Raw genomic sequence first — 17,374 nt, 5'->3', positions numbered from 1 at the left:
TACTGGGACACAGGGGTATGAAAAAAGGATGCGTTAATTATTATAGCGCATCCTTTTTGTTTTTTCAAAGAGCTTTTTGCGAAAAAACACGGTTCCATCAGTGAGGCAACTGCTCCAGTTTGGCGGCAACGTTCTCGTTCGAGAGCAGATTTTGCAGGAACTCCTTGCGTTGGACGGCCGGCTCCGGCCAGCCCCGATCCCCGAACCGTTCTTCCGCCACTTCGGCGAATGCCTGATGCATGCTGTTGTCGTACCAATCGATCTCCAAATCGGCTTCGCTGCGGATCATGCGGATGATTTCGTACCCGTTCCCGTCCTTGGAGCGAGCCACATAGGCGAACAAATCGGGGTCGCCCACCGCGCCCGGATACACCTGGATCACCGCGCAGGCTCGGCCTTGATGCTCATCCAACCGCCTGTATTCAGCGTCCTTGATATAGTACATAGCCGATGATGCTCCTTTCGTTTGAATCAAAGGTTGTTACAGCTTCGCCATAAAACCGGAGCGTTCCATTTGAGCCCGGGTTTCCGCCATGCCCAGCCGGTAAATTTCCCGGTACAACGCGTTCAGATGGCTTTGGTAGCTACGGTTCACGTCGTCCTCCGGCGTATCCGGCCAAGGATACGTAAAAGCCATAAAGCCGCTTTCCTCCTTCTCCCCCAATTGCTCCAGCAGATGGCTCAGAGTATCCGCCTCCTCCCGAGTAGCTTCCACCGCCCATTCGTACGCCGCAGCCCCGGGGTCGTCCAGCAGAGAACGCCCTTGGACGGAAACGTAATAAGTCCTCTTTTCCACGGCACTACCTCCTCTCGCTAATACCTGCAAGTCATAGTTTTCCATGATGGACAGACATTTTATGCCCTTGTTCGGCATAATTTGTTAATACTTTTCACCCGGTCGGCAAGCGGGGACTTGTAAAGCAATGCGGAGAGGAGATAGCAAAAATGTGCGGAATAACCGGCTTTATCGAATGGAACCGGGACTTGACCAAGGAATCGGATCTGGTATTATCCATGACATCCTGCTTGGAAAAACGGGGACCCGATGCGCAGGGAACATGGATTTCCGGCCCGTGTGCCTTCGGTCATCGGCGCCTTAGCGTCATGGACCCCGAAAACGGGGCTCAGCCGATGATCATTCATGAAGAAGATGCGGTGTTCACGATTGTATATAACGGGGAAATTTACAACGCTCCGGAGCTAAAAGCCGAGCTGCAGCGCAGGGGCCGTACGTTTCGTACCAATTGCGATACGGAGGTGCTGCTGCAATCGTATATCGAGTGGGGGCCGGATTGCGTATACCGGCTTAATGGTATTTTTGCGTTTGCCGTATGGGACAGCGTCAGGGAGCACGTTTTCTTCGCACGGGATCGCCTAGGCGTGAAGCCGTTGTTTTACAGCGAGGTGGACGGAACATTGATCTTCGGCTCCGAGCCGAAGTCGATTTTGCGCCATCCGAAGGTCGAGCCCATCGTTGGCCCCGAAGGTCTCGCCGAAATTTTCGTCATCGGCCCGGCCCGAACGCCCGGCCATGGCGTGTACAAGGACCTCAAGGAACTGCGTCCCGGCCACGTGATGATTTACAGCCGCAGCGGGCTGCGCAAATACGCCTACTGGAAGCTGGAAGCCGAGCCGCATACCGACAATGTTGAAGAAACGGCCTCCACCATCCGCAAACTGCTGCAGGACACGATGGAGCGCCAGCTGATCTCCGACGTACCCGTGTGCACCCTGCTGTCGGGCGGTCTCGACTCCAGCGCGCTGACCGCTTTGGCCGTCGATTATTACAAGCGGACCGGCCAAGGGCAGGTGCATACGTATTCGATCGATTACGTCGATAACGACAAACACTTCCAGGCCCATAGCTATCAGCCCGGCGCGGACGGCCCGTGGATTAAGCGCATGGTCGAGGAACTGCAAACGAACCATCATGCGATCACCTTCGATACCCCTGAACTGGCCTCGGCGCTGCCCGACTCGACGATCGCCCGCGACATGCCGGGCATGGCTGATGTCGACGCTTCGCTGCTGCTGTTTTGCCGGGAAATCAAAAAGGGGGCGACGGTCGCCATCTCCGGCGAAGCCGCGGACGAAGTGTTCGGCGGTTACCCGTGGTTCCACCGCGAAGAGCTGTTGAATTCCGGGACGTTCCCGTGGTCGGTGGCAACCGGGCTGCGCGCTGATTTACTGTCCCCGGAAATCCGCGAGTGGATCAAACCGGAGCAGTACATCGCAGATCGGTACAGCGAAGCGGTAGGGGAGACGCCAAAACTGGAAGGGGAGACGGGGGAGCGGGCCCGCATGCGCGTGATGTCGTACCTGAACATCACCCGCTTCATGCCGACGCTGCTCGACCGCAAGGACCGCATGAGCATGGCCGCCGGCCTCGAGGTCCGTGTCCCGTATTGCGACCACCGGCTCGTACAGTACGTCTGGAACATCCCCTGGGAAATCAAAACAACCGGCAATCGGGAAAAAGGCATCCTGCGCAAAGCGCTCGAAGGCATCTTGCCCGAAGACGTGCTGTACCGCAAAAAAAGCCCGTATCCCAAAACGCATAATCCGAACTATCTTACCGCCGTCCGCGATCAAATGCTGGGGATTCTCGATAATCCGGCGTCACCCATCCTGCCGTTGATCGACGCGGATAAAATCCGCGCCATCGCCGCTTCGAAGGAATCGTCCTCCAATCTGCCGTGGTTCGGCCAACTGATGTCGGGACCTCAGCTGTTCGCCTATTTGTCGCAGGTGAATTTCTGGTTAAGCCAATACAATATCGCAATTCGTTAATGGGATAAAGATGGAACCAGGCCGGGGATCAAACCGCTCCCCGGCCTGGCTATTTGTTAGGGCTATTATTTTAACGCGCCGCTCAGCTTCTCGGCCAGCGCCCGCAGCGCCGCGCCGCGATGGCTGACGGCCTGCTTCTCTTCCAGCGTCAGCTCGGCGAACGTCTTCTCGTACGCCGGCAAGTAGAACAGCGGATCGTATCCGAATCCGCCCCCGCCCGCCGGCACGGAGGTGATCCAGCCCTCGGCCGTGCCGGAGGCCTCCACAAATTGCCCGCCGGCCGGATCGTACAGCGCCAGATGGCAGACGAACCGCGCCGTGCTGAGCAGCGGCTGCTCCGTATCCTCGCCCAGCCGGCGCTTTTCCAACTCGGCAAGCAGCTTCTCGTTGTTGTCCTCGTCGGAAGCGCCCTCGCCGGCAAAACGCGCCGAATACACGCCCGGCGCGCCGTCCAGCTGGTCGACGCATAACCCCGAGTCGTCGGCCAGCACGGCCCGCCCCAACGCATCGCCGACCGTCTTGGCCTTCTTGCGCGCATTCTCGGCAAACGTCTCTCCGTCCTCCACGACTTCCGGCACGTCCGGGTAATCGGCCAAACTTTGCACCTGCTTGCCGAGCGGCGCCAAGGCGTAGGCGAACTCCTTCGCCTTACCCGCGTTCCGCGTCGCCACCACAATGACAGGACCTTCGATCATGCTCAAACCGCCGATCCGGATTGCCCGCTGCGGATATGCAATGCAATCGGGCCCAGCGCCTCGCGCTGCTGCTCGATCATTTCCCGGATCCCTTTCTCGGCCAACGCCAGCATGCCGTCCAATTCGGCGCGGGAGAACGGATTCTCTTCTCCGGTCCCCTGAATCTCTACGAACTGGCCTTCTCCCGTCATCACCACATTCATATCGACTTTCGCTTTGGAATCTTCTTCATAATTCAAATCCAATAAAGTTTCCTGTCCGACGATGCCGACGCTGACGGATGCCAGATAATCGGTGATCGGAAATACCGGAAGCGAATGCTTCTGCGCGATTTTATGCATCGCCAGGGCCATTGCCACGAACGCGCCGGTAATCGACGTCGTCCGCGTTCCGCCGTCCGCCTGCAGCACATCGCAGTCAATCGTGACGGAGCGCTCGCCGAGCGCATGCAAATCGACGACCGAACGCAGCGAACGGCCGATCAGACGCTGGATTTCCATCGTCCGGCCGCTCAGCTTGCCGCGGGCCGATTCCCGCTGGTTGCGCGTTTGGGTCGCCCGGGGCAGCATCGAATATTCGGCCGTCACCCAGCCTTTGCCCTGGCCCTTCATGAACATCGGGACCTTCTCCTCCACGGTCGCCGTACACATGACTTTCGTATCGCCCACCTCGATGTAGACGGAACCCTCTGCATATTTATTGATATTGACGGTCAAATTCATCGGCCGGCGCTCGTCCGCCCCACGTCCGTTACTTCTCATCATTACTGCCTCCTACGTTTTCTTGCTGTCAGTTTGCTTTTCCTATTCTACCAAAGTGTGGTCATAAAAGCATCTTTCCATTCGGCAAAAAAGAACCTTGCCGGAGCAAGGTTCCGTTCGTCATTTCAGTTCCGGCGTCCGCCAAGGAACGGTAGCGCTAAAGCGGGATTTCGTTGATCGTTTCCGGCCGCATCACCGGCTCGCTGTAGGTTTGGTTGTCCATGCCCACGACTTCCTTCTGCCCGTTCAACCAAATGCGGACCTTGCTGTCATCGGCGTTTTCCGTCACCGTAAGCACCAGCGACTGCATCATTTGGGCCGGCAGCTTCTCGCCGGCTTCGAACATGTCGTCCTGAAGCGACACGGTCACGATGCCGTCCTTGGATACCTCGACGTTATCCAGTTTCGTATTATCCGTGACGACCCGCTCCAGACCGTCGTTTTTCTGCGGTCCTTTCAAGAGCTCGCCGAGTGCCGCTTTGACCCGATCGTTCCCCGCAGGCACAAAACGCGTTACCGGCACGAAATACTGCACGCCGTCCGGCGTGGCGGCCGAGAAGTACACGATGACCGGACTCGTTTGCGACAAACCGGATTCGGCATTCAGCTCCAGATTAATGCCGAAACTGCGGCTGAGCGGCCGGTCGAGCGGCGTGCCGTTCACCGGCATTTCGTTCAACTTTTCGCCTTCCATCCACAGCTGGACCTTCTCCACGTCGGGCGTTCCGGTCAGGGTCCAGGTGACGGCTTCGAGGATTTTCCGCTCATCCGCGGCGTCGTAGCCGGCAAACGCCTTGTTGAATTCCACGACGGCCAGTTTTTCGTCTTTCTTGACGGTGACGGCTTTAATCTCGCTGCCCGCAGGCAGCACGCCGTTGAATCCGGCCGGCAGCAGACCGGCATAAGAACCGTCCTGGACCAGCAGCTCCAGCATCCGGTTCAGCTTCATCGAAGCTTCGCCTTCCGGCAAATGCAGGGCGACCGGAGCCAGTTTACCATACTCGTTCTCCAAATAAACCGTAGAGAGCGCCTCCTCCGTCATGAAGCTTGTCTGCTTCACGGAGCCCCCCCCCTCCAGCATCTGGGTTTCTACATCCGCAGGCGGAGGATCGATTTGGGCGGAAGAGTTCCCCCCAAACATCCCGCAGCCTGATAACAGCAGCGGAAGCGAAATTGCACTGACGGCAGCCGTGTTACGAATTCGGCGGTTCCATTTCATCGTCTTCAGGTTCCTCCCTAACAATTTTCTAAGGTTTGTATTACTATATATACGAGCCCTTTTTCGAAAAATAACTATATTTTTCCGGGAACTGGACAAACTGCTTCATATCCATGTCAACATGACTAAATAGCGAGGGGTAGAGAGTATGGGGATGGACCAACCGAAAGCGAAGGCGCCTTACAGCCTGAACAGCAAAAAAGTCGCCGACGCCACCAAGGAGTGGCTGCATAAACGCGGCGTAACTACCGAACAGATCGCCGAACTCGTGTTGTTTTTACAGCAAAAATATTATCCGAACCTGACCATGGAAGAGTGCATACATAACGTCGAGCAGGTATTGACCAAACGCGAGGTGCAAAATGCGGTGTTGACCGGCATTCAGCTGGACATTATGGCCGAGCAGGGGTTGTTGATCCCCGAGCTTCAAGACATGATCGCCAATGACGAGGGATTGTACGGGGTCGATGAGATTCTGGCTTTTTCGATCGTCAACGTATACGGCAGCATCGGGTTTACCAATTACGGATACGTCGATAAACTGAAGCCCGGCATTCTGGAGAAGCTAAACGACAAAACCCTGGGGCCCTGCAACACGTTCCTCGACGATATCGTCGGCGCGGTCGCGGCCTCGGCCAGCAGCCGGATCGCCCACCGCAAACAGGCCGAACGGGAAAAAGAACAGGGTGAGGAAACGCTCGATGCGGAGCGGTAAGACTAATTTATGCATGAGAAAAAAAGGCGCTTGGACCGGTTCCAGGCGTCTTTTCTCATGGGCTTGCAACAAATGGTACCCGCGTAAATGCCGCTCTTCTTATTGTCATGGATGGCGGGGCGACGCGTACAGCACGGTACCGCGGTCCCCGCACTCCTGCTCATAGGCGCGGCCCCGCCTAACCAGCTCCACCAGGTGCGCCAGCGTCTCCGACATGGCGAAGCGCATCTGGTGGATGCCCAGCTCCGTGCCGAACAGCGACGCGCAGACGTCGAATCCGCATTGCGGCCGCTCCCGCAGCAGTTCTTCGATGCGCGACAGCCGCTCCTCATGGTGCTGCAGCAGCATCCGCACGCGCTCGCCGAAGTACCCGAACGGATTCCGGTGGCCCGGGTAAGCGAGCTCTACCTCGTAACCGCTAAGCTTGACGAGCGAGATGAGAAACGATTGGAGCGGCTGCGGATCGCTGCCCGGCAGGAAGCTGACGTTGGGGGAAATTTGCGGCAGCACCGCATCTCCGCAAAGCATCAGTTTTCGTTCCGCATCGTAAAAGGAGAGATGGCCCGGAGCATGTCCGGCGGTTTCGATCGGTTCCCAGGCTCGTCCGCCCATCGTGACCGACTCGCCTTCGCCGATGAAAGTCACTTCCGGCGACGGCGTCACTTGACCGACAAAGCCGTTTAAATGATCCGGCAGCCGGGCACACCAGGACTCCGGCATCCCGTGCTGCCGGAACAAGCCAGGCAGCGCCTCGTTCATCCGGCCGTCCTCCCCCCACATCAGCTTGGTCTCCGCAAACGCCCGCGAAGACATCAGCACCGGGGCCCCGGTCAACGATTGCAGATAACCCGCCAGGCCATAATGGTCGGGATGGTGATGGGTCAGGACGATTTGGGCGATCTCGCGGGGCGAAATCCCGAGCTCGCGCCAAGCAGCCTGCCATTCGGCCTCGGTCTCCTTCGTCCGCGGACCCGGGTCGACGATCGTAATCCCTTCCTCGCCCCGCAGCACGTAGCTGTTGACCCGGCGCAGCGGGGGAGCCATGGATATGGGGACACGGGCGATGAGTTCTTTTTCCCATAGCTGGATTTCCGGCAGTAATGTCATCGGCGCGCCCCCACCAGGATCATGCGCCGCGACGTTTCGGGATAGTAATCGTCCTCGTCGTAATCCCCGTGGACTTTTTTCAGAACGAGCCCCGCCAGCAGCAGCATCCTCTGGAAATCCTCCAGCGAATACAGCTTGATCCGTTCCAGATAACGCCTCGGCTCGCCGTCTTGCCCCTGACCGCTTCCCGATTCGCCGATCCCCGTGATTTCAATATCCTTGAACACGTAACCGTCCTCGATCCGGCGCCGCTCGATAATCCGCTGGCCTTCGTCCATCCGTTCCGAATAGGGAACCAGATGCGCCGCCGTATAGGCCGGGTTCAAAAAATCCAGAATAAACCGGCCCTCCGGCTTCAGCATTCGGGCCACCTCCCTCAGTACTTGGACATGCTCCTCGTCCCTCTTGAAGTACCCGAACGAGCTGAACAGATTCACCACCCCATCGAAACCGCCTTCAAGCGGCAGTTCCCGCATATCGGCCTGATGCCAAGCGACCCGGCCCTCGGGATCGCGGCGTATCGCTTCGCGGAGCAGCACTTCCGACAAATCTACCCCGGTGACCGCATAACCGGCTTCGGCCATAACCATGGCGTGGCGCCCCATGCCGCAGCACAAATCCAGCACCATGGCCCCCGGAGGAAGGCCAAGCCAGCCGATCATTCGCTTCACCTCATGCCGGGCCCCCTGCGCGTCGCGATGCTTATATACCAGCAGATAATCCTCTCCGAAACTGCGCTCATACCATTCCGACATTCATTCCGCCTCCTATCCAACCCCAACGCAAAATCACGTTTCTCTCGCAATATTCACATTGTACCGCCTGCTCCCTGGAAACTCCAAACATAACCTGTGTGAACGGCGGCCTGAAGGGTTGAGCGGGATGGGGCGCAAAGAAAAAAGCCGTGGACTTCCCGCCCCCGGCTGATCCATCTTTCCCCCGTCAATACAGCTTTTCCGTGATGGCTTTTGCCGTCATTTCCCGATATTTTAAAGCCTCGTCCTTGATTCTCAGCGAGACGCCTACGTTCAAAATATCGATTATGGCCAGCTGAGAAATTTTGGCCGACAAGGAACTGCCCTGGAGCGGGTTTTCCCGACCCACCATCAGCAGCACGATATCCGCCAACTTGGTGATCGGCGATCTTGCATTGCTGGTGATCACGATGATTTGGGCGCCGGCTCTTTTGGCCAGGTTCAGGTTGTCGATCGTATCCTTCGTGCTGCCGGAAATAGAAATACCGACGGCTACGTCGCCTTTCCCCATCAGGGATGCCATCATCGCCTGGAAATGGGTATCGGTTCTGGCCGAACTGTGCTTGCCGATCCTGGAGAAGCTGTGCGCGGCTTGCTGGGCCGTCAAGCCCGAGGAACCCACGCCGAAGAAGTGGATGTTGTTCGCCTGATGCAGCAGGAAAATGGCTTTCTCCAATTGCTCGGCATTCACCAGCTCCGAGGTTTGCTCCAACGTCTCGATGTGCATTGAAATGATCTTCCGGTTCAACGTCGAGGCGTCATCCTCTTCCGTCACTTCATGATACAGGCGATCGGAGGGCTTGACCAAATCCTGCGCGAGCGAAAGCTTAAAATCCTGAAATCCGTGGAATTTCAGCTTCCGGCAAAGCCGGAGAACGGTCGTTTCTCCCACGTCGGCGCGTTCCGCCAGTTCCGTGACCGAATAATAAATCACGTCTTGGGCATTCTCCAATATAAAATGAGCCACTTTCTGTTCCGTTTTCGTCAATCCGCCGAAATGGCTGCGGATCGACAGCAGCGTTTTTCCCATCCCTTGTTCGTTCAACAAGCAAATTCCCCTTTCAGGCCCGGTCCTTGACCGGCTTCGCCGTAACACGCGGTTTCCTTGACATGTGATGTTCTATAATAAGTTATACATAAACCCCGAAAAATGGCAAATCCATTCGCTATTCTCATCACGAAGCTCCGGTTTATTCAAGTTTCGAAGAATCCGGCGGCGGCCCCGATGACCCCTCCGTCATCGCCAAGCCGGGCCGCTACGATTTCGACATTAGGCGATTCACCGTAAACGGGAAGTAAAAATCCGGCCAATTCGCGCCGGACGGGGTTCAGCAAAAGCTCTCCCTGCTTTGTAACCGCCCCTCCGATGACGATACCCTCCGGATCAAAAAGATGGACCAGATTGGCTAGTCCGACCGCGATATTCCGGGCGTATTCGCCGATGATTCCCAGTGCCGGCTCCTGCCCTTTCCCGGCGGCGGCAAATACGTTTTCCGGCAAGTTTAGTCCGTCCGCCTCGCCCCTCAAATCACGAACCATGCCCATAAGCGCCGTCACGGAGGCATATTGTTCGAAGCAGCCCGACCTGCCGCAATTGCATGGCCGTCCGCCGTCTACGATGACATGATGGCCGATTTCTCCCGCATATCCGTTAAGGCCCCGGTAGGGCCGCCGGTTGATCACGAGACACCCGCCTACGCCGGTTCCCAGCGTGACGCAAACAAAGTCCCGCCACCGCCGGCCGGCCCCGACCCAGGCTTCGCCGAAGGCCATGGCGTTGGCATCGTTATCGACCGAAACGGGAAGACCGGTCAGCGAAGCCAGGCGGCTGCCCAGCTTCATGCCCGCCCAGCCCGGCAAATTGGCCGTTGCTCCCTTAACCACGCCGTTGACGCTGTCGACTTGGCCCGCGGAGCCGATGCCGGCGCCACGCACTCGCCAACCTTGGGCCATGGCCTCGCCCTCCAGCGTCTTGATCACACCGCCAACCCGTTGCAGCAGTGCTTCGCCGCCTTGATGAGGTTGCGTAGGAAGACTCCAGCGGCGAAGCATCTCGCCCGCGCCGTTCACGATGCCGGCCTTGATATTGGTCCCTCCGAGATCGAGGCCGATCGCCACCTCGCCTCCTGCGTTAGTTCCGTTCATCTGCATTCATCCTCCCTAGGCCCGGGTTCGAGGTCCAACTCAAACCCCACTTCGAACATCCGGCGCCACGGCAGAGTGACGCCGCTGATCTTCAAACCCGCTGCCGCCTGATCGCACAGATACGCGGCAGCAAACCGGTTCAGCTTCTCGCCGATGATCCGGCATACCTGGACCCCGACGTGAGAGAGTTCGAAATAACTTGCGCCCAACCCCGGAAGATCCTCCACGCAAACCTGCCGGCGAACCAGCGCCTGATAGCCCCAATCCTCGATCAGCCTGGATACGTAAAAATGCCTGCTGGCCAGACGAAACCGGCGCAAACCAAGCTCCGCCTCGGCCGTTTCCTCCGCTTCTCCCCTCCCGGCCCGGTAATAGGAAGCGATCACGGCATGGGCAATGACGGTCCCCAGCGAATTCCCCGAAGTATTCCACGCGGCGTAGCCCTGCAGCCGTTCGAGCAAGCCAAGGCGATGCAGCTGTTTCATGAGCAAATCGTCTCCGCCGTTGCACAAGGCTACATCCGCCAGCATAACGAGGCGTCCGCGATCCAGGTAATGCTTCATGGCCTGGGCGAATTCGCGCGTGTTGACTTCGGAAAAATAAGCGCGGTTCCTGTCTTGAAGCGCCGTGTCGGTTTCCGCCATCGCCGCTTGGGAAACGGGCGGGGAATGAACCATCAGAATCGCGTCCGCCTCCCCCGAGGCATCGGCCATGAAGGCTCCGGCCGCCGTGAGATGGGCCTTGATGCTTTCGTTCAGACTGCGATCCTCGTACTTCGGAATACACAGCGGTCCTTGGGTAGAGGAATACCTAAAGTACAGGGCGGGCGAATGTTGCTTCAATGCGCAAAACACGCGGGCAAACAACGTGCAGCCGATTTCGTCCGCCCCCGGATAAATCGCCACCCGTTCCGTCAATCCGGCCGACTCGGCCCGCACGGCCAGCTTCCTTTGTTCCATGGCGCTGAAACCGTATTGGGCATTGTCGTCGAGCGGGATGATCAAATAATCGATGATCCCCGACTCCGCCAAATCCATGGCAGCCTCGTTGACGGCCGAGTTCACGCTGCGCCGGGTGCGGTAGTCGCGTTGCACCTCCTCCGGGATTACCGCGAGGACTTCGTCCAGGCGACGTTGCTCTTCGGCGCTTAACGAGTCCGTATTCCGCTTGTCGGACAACCAGCCAAGCTCGAAAATTTCCCGGCCGAACCGATCGTAATACTCCGGCTCTTCCTCGCTGCTCGAATAGGCGGGAACCCGGGTGATCAAATTGAACGCATAAATGTTCATCTGCGGTCGGTTTGCCTTCACGAAGTTCAGCAGTTTCAGCCGGTCCCCGCAAATCTCCGCGGTATCATGATGCAGTCGGGAGGGGACGATGCCGCCGTGCACGAGCATATCAAGCGAGGCGATCAGCACGTCAGCGTCCCTGCACTGCTCTATCAGCCAATCGCCCAATCCCGCCAGATCCGCACGACGTTTTTTGTCGCCGAGCAGTTCCGATGGAGGAACCGCCAACCCGATATCGGTCATAGCCGCCAATTGCTGCGGATACAGCAGGTTGCACGGTCTTTCGTCCAATGGCAAATACACTACTTTTGTCGTCATCACAGAACACCAACCTTCAAGCTGAATATTGGATGTATGAATATCATCGCGGGTTCGGAAATGAAGCTTATTCTTTGACTGCTCCAGCGGTGATCCCCCGGATAAATTGCTTTTGCATCAGCAGGAACAAGACGATCATCGGAATGAGCGACATGACCGAGCCGGCCATGATCGCCGTCCAATCGATATCCCTGGAAGTCCTGAATAAAGCCATCCCCACCGGAAGCGTCCGCATCCGGTCGCTATTCGTTACCAGCAAGGGCCACAGCAAATTGTTCCAGGCGGTATTGAACGTGAATATGGCCAGCGTGGCCATCGCGCCGCGGTTCATGGGAACGACGATTTTCCGGAAGGTGTGGAGCTGCGAGCTCCCGTCGATCGTTGCCGCCTCGATCACGGCGTCCGGCATGGACAACATGAACTGGCGAATCAAAAAAATGCCGAAGGCGGTTGAAATCTGCGGCAGGATCAATCCCTGATACGTATCGATCCAGCCGAAGCCCGAAACCATCCGAAACAGCGGGATCATGGTCGCCTGGAACGGTATCATGAGCGTGACTAGGAACAACATGAATAATGCGTTCCTGCCCGGAAACCTCAATTTCGCGAAGGCATAACCCGCCATGGTGCATAGCAGGACGGTAATGGCCGTGATCAAAAGAGCCACCCCAATGCTGTTCGCATAGTAACGTCCGAAAGGTATCATGGTGAACACCTTCTCGTAATTGGCCAGGTCGAGCGAATCAGGGATCCATTTCGGCGGGAAACGGAACACTTCGCTGCCCGGCTTGAACGACGTGGAGAGCATCCACGCCAGCGGAGCGAGATTCAGTACAAGGCCCCCGCTGAGGAACAGGTATACGAAAAACAGCCGTAATTTCTTTTTTCGGAATTCTCCCATGGCGGTTACCTCATTCTTCTTTCTTGTAAATCAGCTTGAACTGGATCAACGAGATGATTAACAACATGATCAGAAAGATATAAGACAAGGCCGAAGTGTACCCCAATTTCAGGTACCTGAAGTTGGAGAAAATCTGAAACACGATCGTTTCCGTGGATTTGACGGGACCGCCGTTGGTCATCACGTAAATTTGGTCAAACACGTTAAAAGCGCCGATGACCCCGTAAATCAACAGAAAGGCAAACGTATCCTTCAAGCCGGGAAAGGTGACGTGGACAAAAGACTTAAAGCCGCCGGCGCCATCGATTTTGGCCGCTTCGTATAAGTGCTCGGGGATTTTCTGCAAAGCCGCCAGAAATACGATCATCGAGAAGCCCATACCCTGCCAGATGCTGGTGCCGATAATGGAATACATGGCGATTCGCTTGTCGGTCAGCCAACCGACCGGTTCGAAGCCCAGCTCGCCCAGGAGAAAATTCAACAAGCCCTTTTCGTTGTAGATCAGCGTCCAAACGAGGGCGACGACGACCATCGGCGTAATGACGGGGATAAAATAGGAAACCTTGAAAAAGCTTTGAAACCGGGTCAGCCGGTCGATGGCGAGCGCCAGGATCAACGCCACGCCCATGCCTCCCGCCAGACTGACCACGGCAAACTTAACCGTATTGGCCAAAGCGAGATGAAAGTCCTTGTTGCGCAAAATCGCCGCGTAGTTATCGATACCGACATATTTGGCGCTTTGCAGCCCGTTCCAGTTCGTGAAGCTCATCAAAAACCCGTACACCATCGGGATCAGGCTGAAAACGATCAGCAGGACTACGGGAATAAGCACGAATAGGTAGGCTTCTTTGCTCTTCCCGATCTCTTTGATGAGCCTTGTAAATCCGGGACGCCGGTTTCGCTCCGGCTTGGCCGCCAGTTGTACGCTCATTACGACCCATCCTTTCAGATAAGGGCGGGCATCATTGCATACCCGCCCCACGATTCAATTGACGTTTCCTTTTATTCCTGCGCCAAGATTTGGTTCACCCGTTCGGCGGCCTCGTCCAAAGCGTCTTGCGGAGTGGCCTCGTTCATAACCGCTTTTGCCACGGCATCCGATATCGCCTGGCTGATCTCCTGCCAAGAGCTGACGATCGGATTCGGTTTTCCGTTCTCCACCGCTTTTTTGAACACTTCCATCGGCACCTCGTTGCCGAAGAACGGGTCCGGCGAATTGACTTCTTCCGAATCCAGGGCCGGCAAGTACCCCGGTGCCGCCCCCGAAGTTTGGTACACCTGGATCGCGTTCTCTTCCCGGCTCAGAAATTCGATGAATTTCCAGGCTTCTTCTTTGTGCTCGGATTTTTCGAAAATGCTGAGATAAGTCCCGCCGATATGCGTTCCGTATTGTTTGTTGCTGAGAGCGTCAGTGATTTTCCACTTGCCTTCCTGCTCCGGATTGCTGTTTTTGATCAATCCCATGACGTAAGGTCCGTCCTGGAACATCGCGATCGTGCCGTCCTTAAGTCCGGCGACGTAGCTGCCGCGGTCCGGCGTCCAGTTGACGCCGATTTTATGCTTGTTGACCAAGTCGGCGTAAAATTGCAGGGCTTCCACTCCTTCCGGACTATTGAACGCCGCTTGCTTGTTGTCGTCCGTAAGTACTTTGCCGCCGTTTGCGTAAAGGAACGGCTCGTAGTGATACCAGTCCGGCATGACCAGAAAAGCGTATTGATCCGTTTTGCCGTCTCCGTCCAAGTCCTTGGTCAATTTTTTGCCGACCTCGACGAGCTCGTCCCAGTTCGCAGGCGGCGCGCTTACCCCGGCTTCTTCAAGCAAATCGCTGCGATAATACAGCGAATAGGAGTCGAAATCGTAAGGAATGCCGAACAATCCCTGCTCGGTCGTCGCCGCTTGGATCATACCTTCGCTATATACGTCCTTGATGTTCTTCCCGTTCACTTTGCCGCCGGAAAGCGGATTGAGATCCGCAAACAATCCAAACACCGTATATTTCGGGTTCCACATCAGTCCGGAAGTCGCGATATCCGGGGTTTCTCCGCCCGAAGCCGCCGCGGCCATTTTATCCCAGAAGTTATCCCACGGCTGCTCCTGAAAATCTACTTTGATGCCCGGGAATTCCTCTTCAAATTTGGGAATCAAGGGTTTGATCGGCGTCGTCGCTCCATAGTTGTCCCAAATGGTGATCGTGACTTGCTTTTGAGCGCCCGCTCCGTTTTCGCCGTCCCCGGTGGACTGCGCTCCTTCATTGCCTCCGGAACACCCCGATAATACGGCCACTGACAACAGCATCGACAACAACATAACCGACAGTAATTTTTTGCTTTTCATAGTAACCCTCCTTTTTTGGAATTCCATCGTTTGATAAAAACCTTGATTCCTGAATCGAAGCGGTTCATCCCCCCTCTCAAAGTCTTGCCGGGTACCCTGGCCGGTTGGAGTCACGTAAAAACTCAGTTGTATTGGAATTGGGATAAGGCGTCGGCATATTGGCGGGCGATTTGTTGGGGCCTCGTTATGGCCCCGCCGATGACAACGGCGTAGGCTCCCTCCCGTAAGCAGCGCTGCGCCTGTTCCGGGCTATGAACCCTGCCTTCTGCCAGCACGGGGATCTTGACCCGGCGCGACAGATCGGCGATCAACTGAAAATCGGGTTCATGCCGCTGCGGACTATACGGTGTATAGCCCGATAACGTCGTCGAGATCAAATCGAAGCCAAGCTGCTCCGCTGCAAGCCCTTCGTCGACGGTTGAGATGTCAGCCATCAGGAGAACGGGCGGGCCTTTTTTTAACTCGCAGACCAGCTCGGCCAACTGAAGTCCGTCGGGCCGATCGCGCTCTGTGGCATCCATCGCCACGATATCCGCTCCGGCGGCGATCACGCCCTCAGCCTCCTTCAGGGTAGGGGTAATATACACGCTTGAACCGGCATAATCCCGTTTCCACAATCCGATCAGGGGAAGTTTGGTCGCTCGTTTGATCGCAGCGATATCGGGCGGCGTGTTGGCACGGATTCCGACCGCTAACCCCATTTCGGCGGATACCGCGAACCGGGCCATATAGTCGCTGCCGAAGAACGGTTCCCCTTCAAGAGCTTGGCACGAGACAATCAAACCGCCTTTGAAGGAATCGATGATGGGATGGGACATAGGATATAACCTCCGTTTATTGGTTTGATTCTCCTTTATTTAGTTTAAAGAAGAATATTTTCTCCATTTTCAATTAAAAAAATATTTCGCTATTTTTCGGAACGCTTAGAAAAAAGAATATTATCTCCATTTTTTAAAAAAATAACGGCTTTTTTCTCTATTATAGAGTCCGATGTTTCGTTTGTAAACCAAAATTCACATTGCCCTGAATGATCAAGAGCAAAAGGGCCGGTTAAAAGAAAACCGCCGGAGGCTATTCCCCGGCGGTACTGCGGTCGCACCGCGCCGATCTTAATTGGCTGCGGCTTCATCCGTGAGCGTATTGGTGATCTTCGATTTGCTGCGCATCTCCTCCAGCCAAGTTCCCGACAGGCTCGCGACTTGCTGGGACGTAAGGCCTTTGCGAATCTCTTCCTTCTTCTCTTCCAGCGTAGCTTCATGGGCTTCCTTGCGGTCGGTCACTTTAATGACCTGATACCCTTCGCCGGTTTTTACGGCACCGCTGACTTCATCCTTTGCCAGTTTAAAGGCCGCTTCTTCAACCGCTTCTTCTCTTTCCCCGCGGGCAAAGAAATCGGTGTCTCCGCCTTGCTCCTTCGTTGCGGTGTCCAGCGACTTGCTCTTCGCCAATTCGGCGAAGTCCGCGCCTTCGTTCAACTGCTTGATGATATCCTTCGCCTCTTGCTCGGTCGCCACCAAAATCACGGAAGCGCGCACCTGCTCCGGCGTATTAAAGGATTCTTTGTTCGTCTCGAACGTTTCCTTGATCTGCTCGTCGGTAACTTTGACTTGCGGTTGAAGAATCTTGGTCAGCTTCAGTTCCATCACGACCTGCTTGCGCAAATCGTCCATAGTCATACCGTACTGCACCAGCGCTTGGTTCAGCGCATCCTCCGAACCGAATTGCTTTTTATAGCTTTCGATTTCCGCATCGATGTCGGCGTCCGTTACCGTAATATTCTGCTTTTGCGCCTCCTGATTCACCAACTCCTGGTTAATCAAATTCGTGAGCGCCTGTTCTCCGCCGCTGGCGGCCAATTCGTCAAAGAGACGGTCCTTGGTGATTTCCACCCCGTTCACCGTAGCGACGGCTTCCGCCTTTTGCGTGGCAAACGGCGGTTTGATCAATACAATAATGAGCAATACGGCCAAGATCAGCGATACGATCGGCCATAATTTACTCGACTTGGCCGGCCGGACCGGATCCGCCTGATCGGCGAAGCCCTGAGAAACCATGATCGGCGCGGATTCGTATTCGGATGCAGGCAAGGCTTCGTTCTCTTCGTCAGGTGCGGTAAATTCCGCCTCGGAAGACGGATCGTAATCCTTGTCGAACTCCGGGGATCCAAGCCCGTCTTGCGCCTCCGGAGCGGCCTGTCCTTCCGGCTGGTCGCCTTCCTTGGCCTGAGATTCCGCTTCTCCTCCGGCTAAATCCAGCTTGCTCTTGTCCTTATCTTCCATTCACTTGCGACTCCCTTCCTCTAACAACCCTCATTTTTTTGAAAATCGTGCTTTCTTGACTTTACC

General features: G+C 56.2%; 17 protein-coding genes. 2 read left to right on the top strand and 15 right to left on the bottom strand.

What is annotated here, in order from left to right:
* Positions 1 to 97: 97 nt before the first annotated feature.
* Together ACQ4N8_RS13395 and ACQ4N8_RS13390 are read right to left on the bottom strand one after the other, a co-directional pair.
* Positions 98 to 445, bottom strand: a complete 348-nt coding sequence (locus ACQ4N8_RS13395; RefSeq protein ID WP_430704872.1) for a hypothetical protein — start codon at positions 443 to 445, stop codon at positions 98 to 100.
* 36 nt (positions 446 to 481) lie between these two features.
* Positions 482 to 796, bottom strand: a complete 315-nt coding sequence (locus ACQ4N8_RS13390) for a hypothetical protein (RefSeq protein WP_430704871.1) — start codon at positions 794 to 796, stop codon at positions 482 to 484.
* Positions 797 to 945: 149 nt separating this feature from the next.
* Here ACQ4N8_RS13390 and asnB point away from each other — a divergent pair, with 149 nt between their 5' ends.
* Complete coding sequence (gene asnB / locus ACQ4N8_RS13385; protein WP_430704870.1) at positions 946 to 2,790, top strand: asparagine synthase (glutamine-hydrolyzing); 1,845 nt, start codon at positions 946 to 948, stop codon at positions 2,788 to 2,790.
* A gap of 65 nt (positions 2,791 to 2,855) precedes the next feature.
* Here asnB and ACQ4N8_RS13380 read toward each other — a convergent pair whose 3' ends face one another.
* The 3 genes from ACQ4N8_RS13380 to ACQ4N8_RS13370 all read right to left on the bottom strand — a co-directional run bounded on the left by ACQ4N8_RS13380 (position 2,856) and on the right by ACQ4N8_RS13370 (position 5,465).
* Positions 2,856 to 3,485, bottom strand: coding sequence for an XTP/dITP diphosphatase (locus ACQ4N8_RS13380; protein WP_430704869.1), 630 nt, complete (start codon positions 3,483 to 3,485; stop codon positions 2,856 to 2,858).
* A 2-nt stretch (positions 3,486 to 3,487) separates the two neighbouring features.
* Positions 3,488 to 4,249: a ribonuclease PH gene (gene rph / locus ACQ4N8_RS13375; RefSeq protein ID WP_430704868.1), complete on the bottom strand. Its 762-nt coding sequence runs from the start codon at positions 4,247 to 4,249 to the stop codon at positions 3,488 to 3,490.
* Between the two features lie 154 nt (positions 4,250 to 4,403).
* A complete protein-coding gene (locus ACQ4N8_RS13370) occupies positions 4,404 to 5,465 on the bottom strand; it encodes a GerMN domain-containing protein (protein WP_430704867.1) in 1,062 nt (353 codons plus the stop codon).
* Between the two features lie 148 nt (positions 5,466 to 5,613).
* Between ACQ4N8_RS13370 and ACQ4N8_RS13365 the strand changes: the two genes are divergently transcribed.
* The gene (locus tag ACQ4N8_RS13365) at positions 5,614 to 6,180 is read left to right on the top strand and encodes a phosphatidylglycerophosphatase A family protein (RefSeq protein WP_430704866.1); all 567 of its coding nucleotides are present in this window, start codon (positions 5,614 to 5,616) and stop codon (positions 6,178 to 6,180) included.
* A gap of 105 nt (positions 6,181 to 6,285) precedes the next feature.
* Here ACQ4N8_RS13365 and ACQ4N8_RS13360 read toward each other — a convergent pair whose 3' ends face one another.
* The 10 genes from ACQ4N8_RS13360 to ACQ4N8_RS13315 all read right to left on the bottom strand — a co-directional run bounded on the left by ACQ4N8_RS13360 (position 6,286) and on the right by ACQ4N8_RS13315 (position 17,308).
* Entirely contained in the window at positions 6,286 to 7,287 is a 1,002-nt protein-coding gene (locus ACQ4N8_RS13360; protein ID WP_430704865.1) for an MBL fold metallo-hydrolase, read from the bottom strand.
* Positions 7,284 to 8,042, bottom strand: a complete 759-nt coding sequence (locus ACQ4N8_RS13355; RefSeq protein ID WP_430704864.1) for a class I SAM-dependent methyltransferase — start codon at positions 8,040 to 8,042, stop codon at positions 7,284 to 7,286. Before ACQ4N8_RS13355 ends, ACQ4N8_RS13360 begins: the two co-directional genes overlap by 4 nt.
* 187 nt (positions 8,043 to 8,229) lie before the next feature.
* On the bottom strand, positions 8,230 to 9,087 hold the full coding sequence (locus tag ACQ4N8_RS13350; RefSeq protein WP_430704863.1) for a MurR/RpiR family transcriptional regulator: 858 nt from the start codon (positions 9,085 to 9,087) through the stop codon (positions 8,230 to 8,232).
* A 149-nt stretch (positions 9,088 to 9,236) separates the two neighbouring features.
* Entirely contained in the window at positions 9,237 to 10,187 is a 951-nt protein-coding gene (locus tag ACQ4N8_RS13345; RefSeq protein WP_430704862.1) for an ROK family protein, read from the bottom strand.
* Positions 10,184 to 11,794 carry a DUF4127 family protein gene (locus ACQ4N8_RS13340; protein WP_430704861.1) on the bottom strand — a complete coding sequence of 537 codons (1,611 nt, stop codon included), beginning with the start codon at positions 11,792 to 11,794 and terminating at the stop codon, positions 10,184 to 10,186. The genes ACQ4N8_RS13345 and ACQ4N8_RS13340 overlap by 4 nt, the downstream gene beginning before the upstream one ends.
* A gap of 67 nt (positions 11,795 to 11,861) precedes the next feature.
* The gene (locus tag ACQ4N8_RS13335; protein WP_430704860.1) at positions 11,862 to 12,695 is read right to left on the bottom strand and encodes a carbohydrate ABC transporter permease; all 834 of its coding nucleotides are present in this window, start codon (positions 12,693 to 12,695) and stop codon (positions 11,862 to 11,864) included.
* A 10-nt stretch (positions 12,696 to 12,705) separates the two neighbouring features.
* Positions 12,706 to 13,626 carry a carbohydrate ABC transporter permease gene (locus tag ACQ4N8_RS13330; RefSeq protein WP_430704859.1) on the bottom strand — a complete coding sequence of 307 codons (921 nt, stop codon included), beginning with the start codon at positions 13,624 to 13,626 and terminating at the stop codon, positions 12,706 to 12,708.
* 71 nt (positions 13,627 to 13,697) lie between these two features.
* Positions 13,698 to 15,029 (bottom strand): ABC transporter substrate-binding protein, encoded by a 1,332-nt coding sequence (locus ACQ4N8_RS13325; RefSeq protein ID WP_430704858.1) that lies wholly within the window; start codon positions 15,027 to 15,029, stop codon positions 13,698 to 13,700.
* Between the two features lie 122 nt (positions 15,030 to 15,151).
* The gene (locus ACQ4N8_RS13320; protein ID WP_430704857.1) at positions 15,152 to 15,847 is read right to left on the bottom strand and encodes an N-acetylmannosamine-6-phosphate 2-epimerase; all 696 of its coding nucleotides are present in this window, start codon (positions 15,845 to 15,847) and stop codon (positions 15,152 to 15,154) included.
* 291 nt (positions 15,848 to 16,138) lie between these two features.
* Entirely contained in the window at positions 16,139 to 17,308 is a 1,170-nt protein-coding gene (locus ACQ4N8_RS13315) for a peptidyl-prolyl cis-trans isomerase (protein ID WP_430704856.1), read from the bottom strand.
* Between the last annotated feature and the right edge of the window lie 66 nt (positions 17,309 to 17,374).

This window comes from Paenibacillus macerans (assembly GCF_050565405.1).
GTDB lineage: Bacteria > Bacillota > Bacilli > Paenibacillales > Paenibacillaceae > Fontibacillus > Fontibacillus macerans_B.
The sequence above is the reverse complement of the archived record's forward strand: the minus strand, read 5'-3'. Positions and strand labels throughout refer to the sequence as shown.